The sequence below is a fragment of the Dictyobacter alpinus genome (assembly GCF_003967575.1).
Lineage (GTDB): Bacteria > Chloroflexota > Ktedonobacteria > Ktedonobacterales > Ktedonobacteraceae > Dictyobacter > Dictyobacter alpinus.
This window is the reverse complement of sequence record NZ_BIFT01000001.1, coordinates 2,046,259-2,065,966: the sequence shown is the minus strand read 5'-3', so window position 1 is coordinate 2,065,966 and position 19,708 is coordinate 2,046,259. Positions and strand designations below refer to the sequence as shown.

At 48.4% G+C, this 19,708-nt stretch carries 14 protein-coding genes; 4 read left to right on the top strand and 10 right to left on the bottom strand.

Annotated elements, in window-relative coordinates; all coding sequences use genetic code 11:
• The first annotated feature begins 2 nt into the window (after positions 1 to 2).
• Together EL633_RS08170 and EL633_RS08165 are read left to right on the top strand one after the other, a co-directional pair.
• On the top strand, positions 3 to 362 hold the full coding sequence (locus EL633_RS08170; protein WP_126626713.1) for a hypothetical protein: 360 nt from the start codon (positions 3 to 5) through the stop codon (positions 360 to 362).
• Positions 352 to 1,005, top strand: coding sequence for an MEDS domain-containing protein (locus tag EL633_RS08165; protein ID WP_126626712.1), 654 nt, complete (start codon positions 352 to 354; stop codon positions 1,003 to 1,005). The genes EL633_RS08170 and EL633_RS08165 overlap by 11 nt, the downstream gene beginning before the upstream one ends.
• Before the next feature lie 178 nt (positions 1,006 to 1,183).
• Here the strand turns inward: EL633_RS08165 and EL633_RS08160 are convergent, their stop codons facing one another.
• The 10 genes from EL633_RS08160 to EL633_RS08115 all read right to left on the bottom strand — a co-directional run bounded on the left by EL633_RS08160 (position 1,184) and on the right by EL633_RS08115 (position 17,799).
• Positions 1,184 to 2,221 (bottom strand): AIM24 family protein, encoded by a 1,038-nt coding sequence (locus EL633_RS08160; RefSeq protein WP_126626711.1) that lies wholly within the window; start codon positions 2,219 to 2,221, stop codon positions 1,184 to 1,186.
• A gap of 220 nt (positions 2,222 to 2,441) precedes the next feature.
• Positions 2,442 to 2,903, bottom strand: coding sequence for a hypothetical protein (locus EL633_RS08155; protein WP_126626710.1), 462 nt, complete (start codon positions 2,901 to 2,903; stop codon positions 2,442 to 2,444).
• A gap of 36 nt (positions 2,904 to 2,939) precedes the next feature.
• Positions 2,940 to 4,217: a bifunctional phosphopantothenoylcysteine decarboxylase/phosphopantothenate--cysteine ligase CoaBC gene (coaBC, locus tag EL633_RS08150; RefSeq protein WP_126626709.1), complete on the bottom strand. Its 1,278-nt coding sequence runs from the start codon at positions 4,215 to 4,217 to the stop codon at positions 2,940 to 2,942.
• Positions 4,218 to 4,445: 228 nt separating this feature from the next.
• A complete protein-coding gene (locus EL633_RS37255; protein WP_218027443.1) occupies positions 4,446 to 6,362 on the bottom strand; it encodes a M6 family metallopeptidase in 1,917 nt (638 codons plus the stop codon).
• A 755-nt stretch (positions 6,363 to 7,117) separates the two neighbouring features.
• Entirely contained in the window at positions 7,118 to 9,223 is a 2,106-nt protein-coding gene (locus EL633_RS08140) for a hypothetical protein (RefSeq protein ID WP_126626708.1), read from the bottom strand.
• Between the two features lie 296 nt (positions 9,224 to 9,519).
• Positions 9,520 to 12,693, bottom strand: coding sequence for an FHA domain-containing protein (locus EL633_RS08135; protein ID WP_246039104.1), 3,174 nt, complete (start codon positions 12,691 to 12,693; stop codon positions 9,520 to 9,522).
• Positions 12,694 to 12,874: 181 nt separating this feature from the next.
• On the bottom strand, positions 12,875 to 14,155 hold the full coding sequence (locus EL633_RS08130) for a DUF4097 family beta strand repeat-containing protein (protein ID WP_126626707.1): 1,281 nt from the start codon (positions 14,153 to 14,155) through the stop codon (positions 12,875 to 12,877).
• Positions 14,136 to 15,818, bottom strand: a complete 1,683-nt coding sequence (locus EL633_RS08125) for an MFS transporter (protein ID WP_126626706.1) — start codon at positions 15,816 to 15,818, stop codon at positions 14,136 to 14,138. The genes EL633_RS08130 and EL633_RS08125 overlap by 20 nt, the downstream gene beginning before the upstream one ends.
• A gap of 118 nt (positions 15,819 to 15,936) precedes the next feature.
• A complete protein-coding gene (locus EL633_RS08120; RefSeq protein ID WP_126626705.1) occupies positions 15,937 to 16,668 on the bottom strand; it encodes an LppX_LprAFG lipoprotein in 732 nt (243 codons plus the stop codon).
• 168 nt (positions 16,669 to 16,836) lie between these two features.
• The gene (locus EL633_RS08115; RefSeq protein WP_161982030.1) at positions 16,837 to 17,799 is read right to left on the bottom strand and encodes a YihY/virulence factor BrkB family protein; all 963 of its coding nucleotides are present in this window, start codon (positions 17,797 to 17,799) and stop codon (positions 16,837 to 16,839) included.
• A gap of 232 nt (positions 17,800 to 18,031) precedes the next feature.
• Here EL633_RS08115 and EL633_RS08110 point away from each other — a divergent pair, with 232 nt between their 5' ends.
• A complete protein-coding gene (locus EL633_RS08110) occupies positions 18,032 to 18,952 on the top strand; it encodes an MBL fold metallo-hydrolase (protein WP_126626703.1) in 921 nt (306 codons plus the stop codon).
• Between the two features lie 16 nt (positions 18,953 to 18,968).
• Complete coding sequence (locus EL633_RS08105; protein WP_126626702.1) at positions 18,969 to 19,700, top strand: site-2 protease family protein; 732 nt, start codon at positions 18,969 to 18,971, stop codon at positions 19,698 to 19,700.
• The last annotated feature ends 8 nt before the right edge of the window (positions 19,701 to 19,708 follow it).

The window sequence follows — 19,708 nt, the reverse complement described above, 5'->3', positions numbered from 1 at the left end:
GTATGCAAGAAGAATATAAACCCCGCTTTAAACTCGCGAGACGCATACTCTTTCCCTATACTGGCGAAGAGCCGCTTACTCGTGCCCAGGAAGTGAAAGTCATCATCTCGTGGGCAACCATTTTTCCAATTATGCTTGTGGTATGCACACTGCCACTCGTGGCTTTATTCAGCAGCAATGCATCTCTGCAGAGAGTCGCCCTTTTTCTCCTGCTGGTCTTTGTAGGAGGGATCGCTATTTTTGGCTTGATGGCCTGGTTTGTGGTCTTGATGGTCAATCGATCTGCCCGGCTATTTCAGCTACACATGGCAAAAAAATCTGCAGGGACTAGCAACATCAGCGGAGGTAGGTATGGATCTTAGTGTCGAAGGCAAATCAGAGCGTATACCCCCTGGCTCACATATCTGCCAGCTTTATAGCAAGGTGACAGAAATTCCTGGTGTGACGGCGCGCCTGTTGCGTGTTGGGTTGTCACTAAATGAAAAGTGTCTGTTCGCAGCCGCACCGGCGCAAATTAAAGAGCTTCGTGAAGAGCTGGAGAAGCTCCAGGTTGATGTAGATGAACTTATCGCCTCTGGCCAGCTGGTTCTATATGATGAACGGGATGTGTTTCTGGCCAATGGGAAGCGTTTTGATCCATACTTTTTGTTATCCTCGCATCAAACGTTTATTGCGCAGGCATTACGTGAAGGCTGGCAGGCGGTACGCATATCGATAGATATGACCTGGTTGGCGAAGGATCTGGCTACTCCTGAGCAGATTCTTAAGTATGAGGCGGCTTCGGATGCTGTGTTTACGTTCCAGAATGCTCCTATTATTGCTTTAATGCATTATGATCATAGTAAGTTATTGCCGAGTCTGGTTGTGGAGGTGCTGAAGCTTCATCCGATTTCTGTGGTTGGTAAATATATTAAGCGTAACCCCTATTATCTTAACTCTGAGCAATATATGTTAAAGATTCTACGCATCAATAAAGATAAAGGGAATGCCAATACGGTTGTGTGATAACTTTTCGCTCACTTGGGCGCTAAAGCGCCCAACTTTAGTTTATCATATTGTGCCACAATATGATATATTGGTCAGGTGAGTATATTGTGCCACAATATGATATATCAGATAAAAAGAAGTCAGCGCTCTCGGTTCTGCGCGCAGAACCGAGAGCGCTGACTTCTTTTTATCTGGTTTAGTTGTCGAAGATGTTGCCCATGAAGTTGCTTTGGCCGCCAGCCTGAGGGGAGCCTTCGCTGGAGGGTGGATGATAGGTCATGGATTGTATGCCTACGCGGCCAGGACCAATGAAGCGGTTGAGGGTAAATGATGCACCCGCCATCAGGCCACCGATGGCTCCAAGGATGCCACCTCCGCGTTGTGATCCAGCCACCGTTGTTACCTGCATCTGGACCGATGGATCTTTCCAGAGCCATGCACCGGGCTCTACATCGAGTGCCTCTCCAGGCGCGAGCATCTTTTCAAAGACGTTACCATAGCCATGCAGGAGTAGCATGCCTTCGCCATTGACCGCAGTGAATTGATCAATAAACATCCCGGTTCGGCTGAAGAGAATATTAGCTGCCCCCTGGACGAAGGTAAAATTATAATCTACATTGCTGGTGGCGATAAGAAATTGATGTTCGCGTACCTCAACCGTCTGCCCTTGTTGCAGGCGAAGTGCCACAATCTGGCCTACAGAATCGCGTGAGAACGAAATATTACCGGGTCCTTGAGCCTCACTGATGAAGACCTGCAAGCCTGCAAAGAAGCGCCGTGCCGCACCTCTCAGGGACTTAAAGCCGATCTGGACACCTGGATGCTTCCACAATAGGATATGATGCTCAAAATAGACTGATAGTTGATTTCCAAGCATCACATCGACCACAGGTACCAGTTCGCCATCAATGCTGATAGTCATGTCCGCGATCCGTAATGGACCTTTGGGGTTATGTAATTCAGCTTTAGGAACCGCGTTTCCGAACATACTATTGGAATACTCTTCAAACTGGTTCGGTGGCGTGTATCCACTCTGTGAAGGAGTTCCATAGTTACCTGGTTGTGAAGGTGGTGGTGGTGGATTATACATACCTGGCTGTGAGGGTGGTGGACTGTTATAAGGTCCAGGTTGGGATTGGCCCTGTGGAAATGGAGCCGCATTCACAGGGGCTCCACATGTTCCACAGAATTTTACCCCATCAGCGATTTGGCTATGGCAGCGAGGACAGGTCATTGAATCCTCCTTATAAAGGACCGGTTAAGAATGTGTCTAACTCCCATCCCAATGGGAGTGGTGAGTTTTGTGCGCGTAAGCTTGTATCAATCTTTAATGTGATAATAACAGTGTTTGTCTGAAGATACAAGAGTAAAAATATAGAAAAAATCAGGAAGGAAACCGTAGCGGTTTTACACTTCCTGATTTTTTCTATTTGAGGTGATAATAACAGGGCAAGCTAGAGAACGAAGCTATCAGCCAGAGGGCTACGTGAATTATTATTAGAATTATCACGCTTGTCACCATTCAGATTAACCTGAGGCTGACCGTTGGTCTGGCGACCATTGCTATTATACGTTCCACTGCCATTATTTGAAGATGGCATAGCGGGTGGCGTATTCTGCATCCCTTGTAAGCTCTGAAGAGCGGCCTGTGATTGGCTCGACTGGTTAGAGGATCCAGACTCGGTTGCGAGCTGAATTGTCTTACCCTCAATTACTACAGCGATACCAATACCACGGCGAAGATCAGCGAGCTGTCTACGCAACTCACGATTCTCAGCCTCTAATGCATCCATCAATTTTTTCTGCTCGAGCAGCATCTGAGCGATGCCTTCAAAACCAGCGCTAGCAGCACGATCCATCATGGACTCCTCCTGCGTACTTTCCGTACCCATTTTATCTAGAACAAATTCACCCATCACAGCGCCACGTCCTCCAACTCAATTGTGCCTGGCCTAGCCTAATAACGGCACAACGCGATCCCAAATTGCCGCCGCAACGCCGGTCTTGGGCATTACAGGCAGGTCTTCCATTGTACCATCAGCATGAAAGATGAGCACTTTATTGGTGTCGGTACCGAAACCACTATCTGAGCGCGACACATCGTTCGCGACCAGCAAGTCCAGTTGCTTGCGTTGTAACTTCTCCTGGGCATGCTCGACAAGGTGTTCGGTTTCGGCCGCAAAGCCAACGCGTATCAAGCGCCGCTTCAACTGAGGAATGGAGCCGCCAGCATGTACATCTCTGACATCACCATCACCCTTAAGTGCCATCGCAAGTTCGCCAAGAATATCTGGATTCGAGACCAGATCAATGGTAAACCTGCCCTCCCCGTTTTGCCCGGTAGACTTATCACCATGCTTCTTGATTTTTTGTTCTGCGACCCGTGTTGGACGAAAATCCGCTACGGCAGCACTCATAATCAAGGCATCGGCATCAGTAATAAAGTCACGCACGGCGTCACGCATCTGTATCGCAGTATCGACCGGATGCAGTTCTACACCAAATGGTGGAGGGAGTGCAACGGGTCCCGATACTAATATAACGTGCGCGCCGCGATCTCTTGCTTCCGCTGCGAGGTTATAGCCCATTTTTCCTGATGAGCGATTCCCTACGTATCGTACTGGATCGATTGGTTCCTGTGTCCCACCAGCTGTGACAATAACACGGCGACCTGTAAGATCCCCATGTTGCCCCAAAACTTTATGAATGGCCCCAAGTAAAGTAGCCGTCTCAGGAAAGCGACCAATGCCGATTGCACCTGAAGCGAGTCGGCCCACCTCTGGTTCTACGACAAAGGCACCTCGCTCGCGTAATACTGCCAGGTTCGCCTGTGTCGCCGGATGGTTATACATATTGGTATGCATCGCAGGTGCCAGGAGCAAAGGAGCCCTGGTAGCCAGGGCCACGGCTGTCAGCATATTATCTGTCATACCGTGAGCCAACTTAGCAATTGTATTGGCGGTTGCCGGTACAATTACCAGAAGCTCAGCCTCGTCTGCCAACTTTATATGCGTCTCTGCGGCTTCTCCCGAGGCTTCCCAGAGGTCGCTATACACGCGCCTATGGCTCATGGTCGCGAATGTGAGCGGGCGAACAAATTCTTCCGCGTGCTCAGTCATAATCACATCTACGAGAGCACCTGCCTGTTGCAATTTGCTGACCAGGTCGATTGCCTTGTACGATGCAATTCCTCCACAGATACCTACGATAATACGCCTATTGAGTAACATGGCTAGCCTACTTGTTTCCTAGAATAAACCATTCGTGCTGGAACATAGCTACAATAGCATATGGAAATGTTTAACGGCAAGGTTGGTGCCAAGAAGTACCATTATATATTAAATAATACCCCATCCCACCAAATTAGAGCCAGTAGTAAGCATAAAAAAACCTGGTATATTGCAGCAATGCAATATACCAGGAGTGTGTTACAACAACTGCGGGAGTTGTTATGCGATCTAAGCATTCAATGCAACATCATCCACATAGAAGCTAGTGGTGAGTGAGGAATCGGTCGTACCAGAGAAGTACACCTGAACCTGCTGTCCCTTATAACTTGACAGTGCTGATGTTACATCGAAACTATACTGGGTCCAACCGTGAGCATTAGCGTTACACTGGGTCTGTGGTGTTGAGATGGTCGCGCCAGTGCTGGTGCGCAGACGTGCGTAGAAGTAGTCATAACACGTGCTACCGGTCTCGCTTGTGCTGATATAGGTCCAATAGGTCAATGTGATTTTTGAGGTTGTCGATGGGATCGAAACGGTCTGATAGATGGTGTCGGTACAAGAATTGTATCCACAGAGGTAGGCGCTATGGGTGCCGCTGTGTGGCTTGCTTGTATCAACGATCTCGTAGCCGCCTGTGGAACTCTCAGTCCATGAAGCAGATCCGCTCTCAAAGCCACCATTGGTGATGACGTTACCGCCACCGCCGCCGCCGCCGGAACCAACTGTTACTGTTACTGATGTGCCGTGAGAGGCGCTACCTTCAGTACCATTTACTGTAACGGTGTATGTACCAGAAGCAACGCTTGAACCGACTGAAACTGTCAGGGTTGAAGAACCACCGGCTGTAACGGAGGTTGGGGAAAGAGAAGCTGTTGGGCCGGAAGGAGAAACGCTTGCGGTCAGGCTAACTGTTGCGGCTGAACCACTGGTAACCGAAGTTGAGATTGTGGAAGAACCGTTGCTACCTGGAGCGATTGACAGGCTTGTTGGATTTGCGCTGATACCGAAGTCGTTACCGCCGCCGCCGCCACCACCAACGATCGCATGTGAAATATCACAGCGGTTGGTGTCATTAGACCATGTGGACTGCATGGCATAGGTACCATTGCCCATGGTAACGTTAGCCGAAGCACCCTGACCGGAACTGATCCAGGCACACTCGTCAGCGTTTTCCTGACCACTGGAAGCGGTCCAACCACCAGCAGGATTCTGGTCGGTGATGGTCTCTGCATACTCGTGGCCTTCAACCATGGTGTAACCATCATTAGTGCCATTGGAGTTTACGAAGTTCTGACCGCAACTGGAACCCTGGTCCATGACATATGGCATGTTGGTGAAAGCGATATCACCATAAGAGGAGCTGACAGCACCACCGCTCAGTGAACTATCACCGTTGTAGTCGTGCCATGCGCAGAAACCACCGGTTTTGTAGTTATCCGGGTTAGCACCTTTAGGGGAGAGAATTACGTATTGTGCATAACGGTTAGAAGAAGCGCTTGTGTTGCCGAAGTGGGCGGCAGCATTCACGGCTTCAACACCAATCTGGTGACCAGTAGCTGCGCTAGGTGAGGCTGTTGAATTGTCATACCAGACACCGGAGAGAGCACCACCTGTTGGATAACCAACATGAGCTGCGTTGGCGGAACAGCTGCTTGCGCCGGTTGCGACACCAGGACCATCACAAAACTGGGTCATGACACCAGACCACAGTTCGTTGCCAGTTCCCAGGCCTTTGAACATTTTCTGCATTAAGGGCGCGCCGCCGCTTGTGTCGCTTGAGAAGGTCAGGTTACCACCGCTATCTGTGCTCTGTGTACCCCACTGAGTGCCCCAGAAAATCAGATAGACTTTTTCATGGCCACTGGTGACGCCGATACCATCGATGCCACCACCATAACCAAGGGTTTTACCAGTGACAGCAGGATGTACCTGGCTGTAGGACTTCATCTGGTTGTTCTGTGAAATAGTAGGAACAACACCATGACGATAGCTGTGCTGGTAAGCTGGGGAATAAGGATTGGAATCAGTGGAGCCGGTCACACCCGCTCTGGCTGTTGTAGCAGCAAAAGCATTTGCCTGTGACAGGGCCGATAACAGTAGTAAAAATACTGTTATAGAGAAAAATCGTATCGCTCGTTTCTGCAAAATAAACTCCTTTTTAAGGCTAAAAGAAACGGTTTCTAATGGCGGATACAATTAAATAAGATATACAAGATGGTAGGCGTCCATTTCTACCATCATTAAGTAGGAGTATAGAATTAAAGCCTTAACAATCGCTTCGCTTTAAATTACATAATATTATGGTAAAAGAGTAGTGTGATGGCTGAACGATTGTGACTTGTATAAGACTTTTTTTTCTTGTGAGGAGTAAGTTCTTCGTGAGGATTCGCATGGTCTCTTTATGAGATTATAATGTTATTTTGTAGTGTATGTAACCCCTATGACCACCTTAAGTAGAATGAAAATTTTATATTAGCGGTAGTTATGTGCCGTTTCGCTCTATAGTAATACAAGATAGAATGGAAGAGAAGGAGATAGCGTCAGTCAGCGTACGGCAGGGTTTGCCCCTGCGGCCCGCACCATGTACGAGCAGACCTGGCCCATACACTGGACGCCCAGCCTCAATGCCGCGTGTTTGAGCGGCATATCAGACGTGAACAGGTCGCAGGGGCAAGCCCTGCCGTTACGTTGAGAGGTCTGGTCTTATGATTCTGATTAGATGTCACTATATCTGCATAAGATATTTCTTTATGTAACATTACATAAGACATTGAGTTGAATTTCTTTAACTTATCCTTTTTTGATATTAGGAGGCACTATCTCTAAGTTATGGCTAAAAATATAAAGAGGCAGGATAGTAACATATTCCAAATTACTATCCTGCCTCTTTAAGACTTTTTTTATTGAGCAATAAAAGTAGTTGTAGGCTGAATGGGTGGCCAAGAAAGAGTGGCAGTTACGTGATATGTTTGCCCACTTACCAGATCATTGGCTAGAATGGTGGCTGTAAAACTACCATTTTGATCCGTATTTACTACCACATACGTTCCTTGTGGGTAATACCATAGATCAGGATCTGCAGTAAATGGACCATCCCAACCAACAGGTATTTGAACACCGGCCAGAAAATGTGTGCCTGTAACGGTAATTGTTGTTCCTGAAGGACCAGTAGTAGGTGTTATGGTGAGTGTGGGTTGATAATAAAATGTGGTGGTATTCCAGCTATTACCAGCTATGAGACCACTTGTCACTCCAACTGCTTTTACCAAAGCATTGCCAGGGCCTGTGCTAACACTTTCTATAGCAGGAATAGTGACTGCCGCTTCATACGACCCATCGCTTTGACTGGTGGTTGTCGCAACGACTTTATCGTTAAAGGTGATATTTATCGTCTCATTCGCCCCAAAATTTTGTCCGGCAAAGCGCACAACATCCCCAGCCTTGCCAATCACATTTTCCGGCGTAGCATTTTCGGCAAGTATAGTTGGCTCCACTGAATATGTGCTTGTCGCAATCAGATTGGTGGTTTGTCCTATGGCAGCCATGGGAATGGTTTTTCCCAATGGTGTACTTGGCCACGTAATTAACATAATGCCATTGCCCTCAGCATCTGCCGTAATCGTGGCTATATTGCTTTGATCGGGTTGTTGATAGTGATTGACAATCTGAACTTGTTCATTAGCTCCAAAGCCACCGATAGTAATTCTGCCGTTTCCATCATCAATCCCCACCCCTTGAGGCCTAAATGTAAATGGTGAGCGAACAGAAATGGTAGCCGCTTTATTTTTAGCATAAATATAATATTTTGTCGTTGGGGAATACTGAAAGGGTACAGTGATATTAGCAGCAATGCTACCTGTACTATCGGTAGTAACGGTCGTCACACCATTTTTTACATTTTGGAAGTAGAGATCTACTTGCTCATTTGCGTTAAAGCCGCCGCCGTCGACTTCGATTGTTCCTCCAGGATTAGTATCTCCATCATAGTAGTGTGGATGATAGAGGCTAATGCCGGGGCCTACATTAATACTTGTAGTAACTGATAAGTTGCTCAACGTTCCCGTTGCTTGCAGAGTATAAGTGCCTGAAGAGGCAGGAGATAATTGTACGTCGAATCTAAATGCACCTTTACTGTCAGCGGCATCATTATAGAGCTGCTGCCCACCATTAGCATTCCAGGTTAGATTTACATACTCATTAGGTGCAAAACCTGTGCCGCGTACTGTAATGATTTGATGTGGTTTAGATCCGCCTGGAGCGGAAAGCGTCAGAGGATAGACACGAATTTGTCCTTTGACCGTAGCCGGTTTTTTGTTTGATCGTACGATGGTCACTGGATAGGATCCTGGTATTAAATGCGCTGGCATAGAAAATGAGAAGGATACGCCGCCATCCTCATTACTTGTTGTGGTACCTTCAGAAGTTCCAGTGATACTATCACCAAAGAAAATTTGAACTGTTTCAAAAGCGTTGAAACCTGTCCCTCGCATGGTTATGGGTAAGCCAGGATTTCCTGTGATGGGGGTAATTGCCGGAACAACCTGAATCGATGTCTGTGCAATAAATGGTGTATTGTAATAAATATCTGTGGGATAGAGATTCACCATATACGTTCCCTGTATAAGGGAGCTATTATCCTCCATAAAGGTAAATGTCTTTGAAAGATTGCCATTGCCATCTGTCAGGAAATATCCACCGAGCATACGAAGCCCTTGCCCATTAAGCATGAGTGCTAATTGATAATCAGTCTGTGGAGCCAGACCTTGTCCTGTAAGTGTTAGTGTCTGGCCTATATGTGCCGTTTTGCTGCTCAGGGCAATAGTTGGGGCACTGATTGTAGCTGCATGTGCTATCCGATTAGATGTCGGGATAAATATGCTTCCCAGAAAGGTGAAGCTGATAAGCATACACAAAGTTACAGTTGCGAGGATAGTGCGTTTAAAATGCATTGATGACCTCACGCTTTTTTCTTTAAATAAGTGTATCAATAGAAATGAGATAACCATAAGGAATATACTTTAAATATTGAAAAAAATCAATCATATTATCCATTTTTCTCTTTTGGGTACTTACCAGCCAAATGATTGTTCGGTCCTGATAGACAATCAAATGTCTTCAATGCTTTTATGCTAGCTATATGTGTAAATAACTGGAGCATAAATATTAAAAAGTAGTTTGGGCGAAAATAGATCATAAAATCGGTATAAGAGGATCTGGAGAATGTAGAGGTGAAATTGATAGGCTATGGGGGATATACGCCCAAAGGAGAGAGATTTTTTCCTTTGGGCGTATATTAGGTGGATTATGCGCGTACGTCTTTGCGTTTGATACACCAGGCGATGATGAGTCCCTGGATCAGGATCATGCCAAGCAGGATACCCCAGCAGAGTAAGAGGTGGGCTGCTGATGCGGCCTGATTGTTTCCGTTGACGGACGAGAATAGGGATGTGATGTATGAGAAGTTATCTGCGTCGAGTTTGTCTCCATGGAGGCCGACTGTGGTACCCATGGCTGCCATAGACCAGCGGGCACTGAAGAAGGCTCCAACTATCTGGAGAAGCTGTGGCTTGTCCAGTGAGAAGATGACGCCAGCAAAGATGACTTGCGGGATGAGCGGCAATGGCACAATACTCATAGCGCGATCATTGTTTGGAACGATGGCTGAGATCACAAGTCCGGTCATGAGGCCCGCGAGTGAGGTCAGTGCCATTGATATATATATCTCCAGGAATGGCGGTAGTATTACGCTGTGCCGATAGGGTGCGCTGAATGAGACCATGGCAACCAGGATCAGACTTTGGACCAGGCTGAAGATGCCAAGGACCGCGATTTTGGAGAAGAGGTAGGGCGCGATACCCAGATTGACTGAGCGTTCACGCCGATAGATCGCCGACTCTTTTACAATTTCACGGGAGCCGTTGATACAACCAAACATAATGGCGGCAAATGACATGATGAACAGTAACTTCTGTGCGTCCGAACCAGATCCCGGTAGAATGGAGCGCTTAAGAAATTCATCTGGCGTTAAGCCTTGTTGTTGGGCAGCCTGCTTACCTTCAGGGGTCTTCAAGAAATCTACGACGACCTGACAATTATCGGTTGGATGCGAGTTGGGATCAGTCATGACGACGTGACCGACACAGGTGGCAATCTTATTTTCATTAAAGGAGCCACTACCGGCAAGTCCTAGCAGGAGTAAGCCGATAATTGGCGCCTGTAAAACCAGGATGGCCAGATTGATACGGTCATTCAGGATTAATTCTATATAGCGCATGGAGAGCAGAAGGAACTGCTTCCAGGGATTACCACGTTTAGGCTGTGAGACCGGTGCGGCTGGTCTGTGCTGGTTGGCATTACCGGCGGGCCCTTGCTGGATATTAGAGACTACAAAGCGTGCATAGTCAGGTGACTGCTTGAATTTCGCCTCAGCCTCCACTGGAATATTTGGATTCTCATCAGTTGGCTCAAGCGCACTATAAATCTCAGCAAAGTCTGTTTTGCCGAAATACGCTTTGGCATCATTTGGCGGTCCAAAGTAGGCCAGATGGCCACCCTGACAAAGGAAACAGATGTAGTCACAGGCATTAATATTATTAGTCGCATGCGTGACCAGCACAATCGTATGACCTTTGTCAGCCAGTTTACGCAGCAGCAACATCATCTTACGATCCAGGCCCGGATCAAGTCCTGAGGTTGGTTCATCCAGGAAAAAGACACTGGGATTAGCCAGTAACTCTAGAGCGATCGAGACACGTTTCCGTTGTCCACCGGAGAGTTTGTTGACCAGCAGACCGCGTCGATGTTTCATCTCAACATCTTCAAGCACTTCATCGATGCGCTCTTTAATCTGCTTTTCCGTGAAGTCCTGTGGCAGCCGCAGCTTGGCGGCATAATAGAGAGCCCGCTCAACCGACAACTCGCGGTGAATAATATCATCCTGTGGTACATAACCCAGTTGTGTGCTAAAGGATGCCAGATTACGATAATAATCCTGTCCATTATACAGCACTGTACCCTGTTGAGCCGGACGCAGGCCATTTAGCGCATCCATCAGCGTTGATTTACCAGCACCAGAACCACCTACCAGGGCGACAAACTTACGGGGCGGAATGGCAAATGAGATATCGTTAAGGATAACAACATGTTTATTACCCTCTTTTCTCAGATTCAACGCATCAATACGAATACCATAACTTTCATCCTGCTGGGTCAGTACGGTACCCGTATATGTGAGCTTGAATGGACCGATACGAATGATATCGCCGGGCTTCAGAATCTGATTGCCTGTGCGCTGACTATTAACATACACATGGTTGGTACTATTCAGATCTACCAGTCGATAGCCGCCCTGCACCTGTTCCATGCGAGCATGATGGCTGGAGACCTGTGGGTGACGCAGGACTACCATATTATCGGGTGCGCGACCAAAGGTAATCACCGGCGCTCCCAGCTGAATTGGCTGGAGTTCAGGAATCGCATCCTGTATCTGACCACTACCATCATTATAGGTTAGAGAAACAAAGGTACCATTGGCATCACTGATACGGAACACATCACCACGTGTCAGGACACGACGGAACGGCTGTTGACCGCCAATATTCTGTCCCTGGAATGTCAAGCCATTCAAGGTCTGACCACGCTTGGGATGAGGATGGATCAAGACCAGCTGATTGTTCTCACGCACAATCTGGGCATGGAAACTGGAAATAGTTGGACGATTAATCACAATTGTATTTGATGGATCACGTCCAATATCAAAAACCTGGCGATCGGCGGTCAAGGGATATTGATGTTTTTCTTGATCGGTATTGGTGCTGACCTCCAGGGTTGGAACGCCAGGCACCTGGATTGCCCTGCTAAAGCTCCCATCTGATTGTTGTACCTGGGTCGGAAGGGCATCATTAGGATTAAATCCCGGTGCCGGCGCATAAGCATTGGCAGGAACTGGATTGACTGGCGCGGCCATATAATTTTGCGGTTGTTGTGGAGCCGGCATCGGTGCTGGTCCGGGTTGATATGGTGGTGGTGCCTGTACAGGTGGGTTGCCCTGAGCAACATTTGGCATATTCGCACCACGCTCAGTTGAGGGAGGGGTTGGACGAGCAGTATCCGCGATTAATAAGAGAAAGGTCGTACCCTGTCCCAGACTAATCGTATCCCGATCATTGAGCGGCGACTGATTGATCTCGCGCTGATTGAGCAAGATAGTGTTTTGTGGCGCAGTCTTCTTGATGGACCAAACATTGCCATTCCACATGATTTGCGCATGATGGCGCGATACCGATGGATCGGATATAACTATGTCGTTGCCGGGTTCACGTCCCATATTCGTAATGGGTTTTGTAATAGAATAGGTTTTGCCGGCCAGTGGTCCGGTCAAAAATTGAAGTGAACCGAGCACCGTAGGGTTGTTCACGGCATTCATGAAAAACATACCGTAGCTGCGTTCCTCATCATCATGATGACGAGTGGGCACTACGGCCCTCCTTTCTGCGTGAGCATGGCTGATGTAGCAGAAAACAGTAGAGTTGGGGACGGGAAAAATAGTACAAAATTATGTCTTGCTTCTTCATAATAACTTTGCTTCCCAGGCGGTAACTGTTTCCTGATCATGTGCCATTATACTTTAGCTTGCTTGTCACTTCAAGCAAGCTATATTACTGTGTCATTTCTTTGGCCTTCTGTATATGAACGTCGCCGGTGCTAACATCTAGGACAAGAGTTGCTGGCGCTGTATTGGTGGCGGTGGGATTAAGCGGACCATGGTAATTGACGGGTCCGCCGTTATTGTTGACGGTAATGGGAAATTCGCTATGGACAGCCCCAATGTTGGTGTTGGCATCCAGGGTGACGTTGGTATTGGCAGGCAATGTCACGTCAATCTTGCCTTTTTCGTTGCGTAACATATAGCGGCCATTGGCCTGAGGATCGGTAGGTAGCAGGAGAAAGCCACTAAAGCCCACATTCCCCTGGCCGGTCTCAAGCACGGAACCATCGGCCAGCACAGCATGCGAAACGGTAACATTGCCATCAAGTCCATGCAGGTTGAAGATGCCACTCAATCCATCCACGGCGATATTACCTTTGAGTGCCTCAATATGGATGGGGGCAGTAGGATGGTCGGTCGCTTGAATTATTCCTGGGGGCATGGTAATGGTTAGATCGACCTGATTATCAACTGGTTTGGGCAATGTCACATTAATAATCAAAGCATTGGCGCTATCGGCAGTGCCTGTTGCTGGAGTTGGCGTTGCCCCTGCCGTTGGAGTGGCGGTCTGCGTGGAAGAGCAACTTAAAGGTTTTGTTTGTGTCGCTGGCGGTTGGACCTCAACCGCAACCTGATTAAGCAGTGTTTTCCCTTCAGCATCACTGGTTGCCTGCACAGTTTTCAATGCACTTACAGTAGTCGTGGTGGCTGCGGGATCAACTTTGAGATTAACATTGCCAATTTTGTCGCAGACCTGAATACTGGCGATCTGTGTCAGCTTCACATCCTGTTTCAGCGTCTGGGTGTATGGTTTTTTGACGGGCAGGCCTGGTAGACCAGCAATCTTCCCACCATTTTGAATTGAGTTAATGCCCAATACCACCAGCAGGGCCAATACGCCAATAACCAGTACCATGCCGATGAAACAACCCAGTAAGAGTGTTGGCCAGGTCCTGCGCTTTTGAGGCACTGGTATTTGTCGTACGGCGCGCCGTGGCGGCTGTTGTCGGGGACGAGAAGGCACATCCTCATACCTGCGCCGTGGGGGAATCGTACCCGGAGGACGAGAGGCCCGAGACACGCGGCTAGCACGGGCTGGAGGTTCCTCATAATCATCGTAGTCCTCGTAGTCAGCATAATCCTCATCATGAATATAGCGATTATCCACAAAGCGATCCTCATCCTGAGGATGCCAGCCATTATGAGAATCCTTATTTCTTCCTGTGCCCATAGCTACTGCTTGCCTCGCTTTCCTGCCCAATTGGCTGCTTAAGTGATGTGGGATTGAGTTGATCGCTTGATTGTTCCTGGGATGGTATATTATGGGTGTTTATACCCTCAAGCAAGAGGGCTGGCAGTAAAGCCAGCAGGCAGAGTATACCGGCAGCCAGAAACGTACTACCATAAACGTCGTGTGCAGCGATCGTGATATAGCGAAAATAGAGTGTATTATATTCAGGACTCAATGTTGTAACGCCTGCGGGCACCGTAAACAAGGCCACTGATGCGCGGAAGCGCGCCAGACCCCATGAGGTGAGCGCGGCCAGGCCCAGAATCATACCGATCATACGCAGGATAGTCACAATTGAGGATGCCATCCCCAACCGCCACGTACCCACCGCATTCACCGCCGTCGTACTGATCGGCGCGATCACCAGGCCAAAGCCCAGGCCACCACAAAACGCGCTGATCGTAATCAAATTCCAATCGCGACTCAAAGGCCAGAGATGCATCAGCCAGAAACCCAGCGCCGCTAGTAGCAGTCCTGCTACCGCCGTCCAGCGACATGTTATACGCCCACAGAGCCAACCGCCCAGTAAAGCTCCCACTGGTATCAGTGCCGTCAAGCGCAGCAAGGCCAGTCCACTCTCCAGGGAATCGCCATCGTAGACAGTTAGAAAGAAAATGGGAATATCCACCATCGCAATGATCAGCGCAGCCCCTATCAACAGACTGACCAGTGCCGCGGCACTAAATGCCGGTCGCTTAAAGAGATCCAGTTCGATTAGCGGCCAGCGCCCGTGACGGGACAAGTACCATTGCAGGAACACAAAGATTGCCAGCAGTAAGAGCGCCGCCAGCACGAACCAATAGTTATGCGTCACCGTTGTCGTGGATGTGTTGATGAGTGGCTGAGGGATAAATTGTGCCGCCCCCTGGGATAATCCCAGACTCAGGCACAGCAGGACCGTGCCCAATACCAGTGCGCCAAACCAATCTATGCGCCTCCCTGTAGTAGTGACTGGATTATCCTGGTCTGAAGGTGGAACATAGAGAAAAATGAGGAGCATAATCAAAGCAACAAGCGGGATATTCACATAGAAGATAGCCGGCCAGTTCCAGTGTTGTACCAGTAACGAACCATAGAGAGGACCAAGCATCCCGCCGGCCTCCGTCACCATCCCGATTAAGCCCAGCACAATGCCCCGGTGACCCACACCATAGAAATCAGCCGCCACCGCCATCGCCACCGGAACCACCGCACCACCGCCAGCCGCCTGGATAAAGCGCGCAAGCACCAGCCAGACAAGTCCAGGATAATGGATATCGATCACGGACCCCTGTAAAAAGTCCAGTGGCCACCATCTGCCAAGTTGTGGAGCCAATGCACACAGAAGCGAGCCTAGAGCGAAAATAGAGAGGCAAATGATTAATACCAGTCGACGACCATAGAGGTCCGAGACACGACCCATCAGGGGCATCACAATCACATAGCCGAGCAAATAGCCACTGACAATCCAGGCCGCATGGTCCAACTGAGTGGGCGGGATATGGAGATCCGTAATAACCTGTGGCAAGGCCGTCACCACAACCGTTTGATCCAGGGCCGTTAAAAAGACAGACACGCAGACAGCAAATAAAGCCAGTCGTGCTGCATGCCGCTTTGTAGCCATGTCGTGCGCTCCTTGCCCTCACTCAAAGTTGAAACCAATAGGTGATTGTCTTAGAAGTCTTCTATAAAACATAGACGCCTGAGGAAAGCAGACGTATCAGGTGTTCGCAAGCAAAAATTTACGGGAGTTTGGGTTCGTTAATCGAGACCGGTGTATTAAAGTCAGACAACGTAAAGATGCGCTGCGTCTCCGCTGTATCCCCTTGAATGACCACACCCTGAATGCGAATCTGGTAGGGATAATAGTCTGTTTCTCCAACGCAGATGCTGGCCTGTACCGTGCCTTCAGTTGGTGTCCCGCCCTGAGTAATCGCTGCCAGATAGCGTGCAGGTAATTGACCAGTTACATACCAGCATGTCCGATCAGTTACCGAGCCAGCCGTAGGACGGCCAGTGGCATGAAAGTTTCCCAGCATAGCCGAAACGCCAGTCTGTGCATCTGACAGCGTGCGTGGATCGAGTAGATCATTTGTACGCGTCCAGCGGCCCGTAATCGGATCCGTATAATATTCTCTAGCGCCGATCGCGACAATATCTACTTGAAGCGCCGTCTTATTCACCGTCGCATCGGCCCGAGCCTGAAGTTTATCCGGCGTAACCATATCCCCGGTTGCATCCGTCACAACCAGCGCATCACCGCCAGAAGAACCCGCATTATCCGTCGTCAGATGAAAATGATAGGACCTGACTTGCTGAATCGCCTTTTGCGAGCGTGCAATCAGATCCTTTGTCGCAGGTGGAGGAAGCGTGCTTTGATTATCTGAGCAAGCTGTGCTCAAAAACACAAGCAACAGTAGCAGCATTCCCGCCAACCAAACTCTCAGGGGGAAAAAACGTCCCTGTTTCCACATGGATAGAAAACTCCTCGTAGCCTGGAGCACCGCCTAAAGAGCATGCTCCGCCTATCCATTGTATCATATCGGTGGGTTGGAAGAGGGATGTCATCAAGCAGATGAAAAAGAGCATTGCAGGTAAAGAATTCATCACCTGCAATGCTCCTATCAGAAAAGTTGGGGAAATTAACGACTGCGGCTAAGGCGCGTCACAAAGTCGTTTTGGGCGGGAGGAACATTTTCCACAAAGTATGCATTTACTGTGGCACCAATCAAGATCACCAGTGAAATGACATAGAAGAAAAGCATAAACACCAGTGCAAAAGCAATCTGTCCCACGATACCGCTGGTATAGTTGCGGATATAAAGTGGGAAGAGCACCAGTCCGATCTGTAAGACCACGGCAGCCGCGATTGCCCCAGGAATACTGGCCCGCAGGCGTCCTTTTAATGTACCTTTACGATTGGGGATAAAGGTATACATAACCTCGAACAATATAAATGAAACCAGCAAGCTACCGATAATACCGATAATGCGATTGACCATACTGGAGGCTATTGGTGTATCCCGCAGTATTGATACCAATTGTTCTGGGATCAATGAAGTTAAGACCAGCAATGGTGTCAGGATCATGAATACAAACACCATAATAATGGCCAGAATGTTTTTCTGCTTCATAGGACGCTGAGGAACACGATAGATAATATCGAAACAGGCCTCAAGCAGGGTAAAGAGACGTGAGCCAAAGAAAATCGCCACGATAACACTGACAAAAATCCAGATACCTGAGCTTTGTGAAAACTTCTGGAGCGCTGAATTGGTGATGTCAGTCGGCAAAATCTGTGGTGGTAGTACCGATTGCAGATGCTTAATAAACTGAGTCCGGGCACTAGTACTAAGGGTACCAATAAAACCGCCAATAATAGCAATGAGCAGCATCCCTAAAGGTATCACAGAAGTGACCAGACCAAATGTAAGCGCCTGAGTCAGATGGTGAGACCAGTCGTGATAGAACTTTTTCGCAAACTCACCAGCAGTTTTGGTGCCAGACTTGATATTATCAGCGGCATCGGATGTGAGCTCCTGAGCTTTTTGTTTAGCATTTTGCCCAGAATTTCCAGGTTGTTGATTTTGTCGAAGAGAGGCCATCTCCATTCCTCCATGGTGCAAAAAATCCTTCATATGCGCTTCATATGAGGTAATAAGAGTATTTAGATTATTTCGGTGCGTTAATTAACCTTTACTTAACAATAAGTTCACGGTTGAACTTGTTTAATCGTTTCAAATAGCCATGAAGCGACCTTTTCAAGACTTTCATCAGACGTTATAATATGGTGAGCCAGCTATCACACAAAGTAGGTTGCGTAGGAGCAGTATTTTTATGGCCAATGTCGAGGAATCGCGTTTTCTGGTACGATTTTGGGGAGTACGCGGTAGTTATCCTACTCCCGGTTCGCATACACTGCGCCATGGCGGTAACACTTCCTGTGTCGAAATTCGAGCAGGAGGGCAGACGCTTATTTTTGATGCCGGAAGCGGGATCATTGGTCTGAGTTCAGCCCTGATGCAAAAGATGAATGGCCGAGCCGACTTAAACGTCTCATTATTTATTACCCATGGACATAGCGACCATTTGCTAGGATTTCCGTTTTTTTCTCCACTTTTTGATCCCCGTACCAATCTCCATCTTTTTGGACCTCAGCTGGCCGGGCACAGCATAGAAGAGTTGATGGTGCCATTAATGTCTCCACCGTATTTCCCTGTGGATGTGCGGCAACTGCCATCGCAGCGAACATTTCATACGATTGTAGATGATCAATGTATTACCTGGAAGCGCGGGGCCAAGGATCCTGTTGTAACCACTGGCACTGAGAAAGCGCCGACCGCTGCTGAAGGGGAAATTCGGATTCTCGCCAGATTTACCCACAGCCACCCCTCAGATGGTGCTATTATTTATCGTATAGAGTATGCGGGGCGTAGCGTTGTTTATGCAACAGATGTGGAGTGGAACGGTGATATTGAGCAATCATTTCTAGATTTCATCGCGGGCGCTGACCTACTGATTCACGACGCGCAATATACGACGCCGGATTATGAGAAAGAGAAGCAAGGCTTCGGCCATAGTACTGTTTTCATGGCCACCCTGGCAGCGCGTATAGCGGGAGTTCAGGAACTTATCTTATTTCACCATGAACCGACATACGACGATAATCAATTAGATTTAATGGAAGCAGAAGCCCGGGCGCACTTTGCGCAGACGCGCTCCGCCTGTGAGGGCATGGAGATAGATCTTTTAGCTTGAAAGAACGAGTGAGTGAATGTTAGATGTGATCTTATCGTTAATGATAATCGTCTCATTTCTTGCAGCCATCCCCCTGCACGAATGGGCACATGCACAAATGGCCTACCAACTAGGAGATCGTACCGCTGGTACCACTGAACGTAGAACTTTGCGCTTAGGCTCACATGTTGATCCAATTGGAACATTGATGTGCGTGATCATGGCCTTTCAATCCTCCGTTGGACTGGGCTGGGGGCGCCCACTTAAGCCTGATCCCTGGAAAATGAAGGTGGGTGCTAATACTGGCGTCTTATTAGTGGCCTGCGCGGGCCCTCTATTTAGTTTATTGGTCGGCCTGGCGGTGGCAGCTCTGACACGGGTGATTATCCCAATTACAGGAGACAATATCGCCCTTAATTTTGTGATGAAGTTCCTGACTGTTTTTGCCAGCGTAAATATCAGTCTGGCCATCTTTAACCTGATTCCCCTGTATCCATTGGATGGCTATCAGGTGCTCTATACCCTGCTACCCAGTCGTCAGGCAGTGCAATTCGCGCGTTCAGCGGCTTATGGTCCTTTTATTATCCTGATCATCTTTTTCTTCCTGCCCTTCCTGGTACAATTCACCCCGGCCCTCAGTTCGTTCCCATTGTTCCGGCTGGCCTATTATATTCAACTCCTGGCGTTGACGCTGGCCTCCTTAGTGGCTGGTGCGCCACTGGAGCAATATTACGGATATTACGGATATGGTCAGTTCATCTTTCGCTAGAAGGCACA

Excerpts from the sequence above, each read along its gene's own strand:
- EL633_RS08170 (WP_126626713.1), top strand. The coding sequence starts at position 3 with ATGCAAGAAGAATATAAACCCCGCTTTAAACTCGCGAGACGCATACTC.
- EL633_RS08165 (WP_126626712.1), top strand. The coding sequence starts at position 352 with ATGGATCTTAGTGTCGAAGGCAAATCAGAGCGTATACCCCCTGGCTCA.
- EL633_RS08160 (WP_126626711.1), bottom strand. The coding sequence starts at position 2,221 with ATGACCTGTCCTCGCTGCCATAGCCAAATCGCTGATGGGGTAAAATTC.
- EL633_RS08155 (WP_126626710.1), bottom strand. The coding sequence starts at position 2,903 with ATGGGTGAATTTGTTCTAGATAAAATGGGTACGGAAAGTACGCAGGAG.
- coaBC (WP_126626709.1), bottom strand. The coding sequence starts at position 4,217 with ATGTTACTCAATAGGCGTATTATCGTAGGTATCTGTGGAGGAATTGCA.
- EL633_RS08140 (WP_126626708.1), bottom strand. The coding sequence starts at position 9,223 with ATGGTTATCTCATTTCTATTGATACACTTATTTAAAGAAAAAAGCGTG.
- EL633_RS08130 (WP_126626707.1), bottom strand. The coding sequence starts at position 14,155 with ATGGGCACAGGAAGAAATAAGGATTCTCATAATGGCTGGCATCCTCAG.
- EL633_RS08125 (WP_126626706.1), bottom strand. The coding sequence starts at position 15,818 with ATGGCTACAAAGCGGCATGCAGCACGACTGGCTTTATTTGCTGTCTGC.
- EL633_RS08120 (WP_126626705.1), bottom strand. The coding sequence starts at position 16,668 with ATGTGGAAACAGGGACGTTTTTTCCCCCTGAGAGTTTGGTTGGCGGGA.
- EL633_RS08115 (WP_161982030.1), bottom strand. The coding sequence starts at position 17,799 with ATGGCCTCTCTTCGACAAAATCAACAACCTGGAAATTCTGGGCAAAAT.
- EL633_RS08110 (WP_126626703.1), top strand. The coding sequence starts at position 18,032 with ATGGCCAATGTCGAGGAATCGCGTTTTCTGGTACGATTTTGGGGAGTA.
- EL633_RS08105 (WP_126626702.1), top strand. The coding sequence starts at position 18,969 with ATGTTAGATGTGATCTTATCGTTAATGATAATCGTCTCATTTCTTGCA.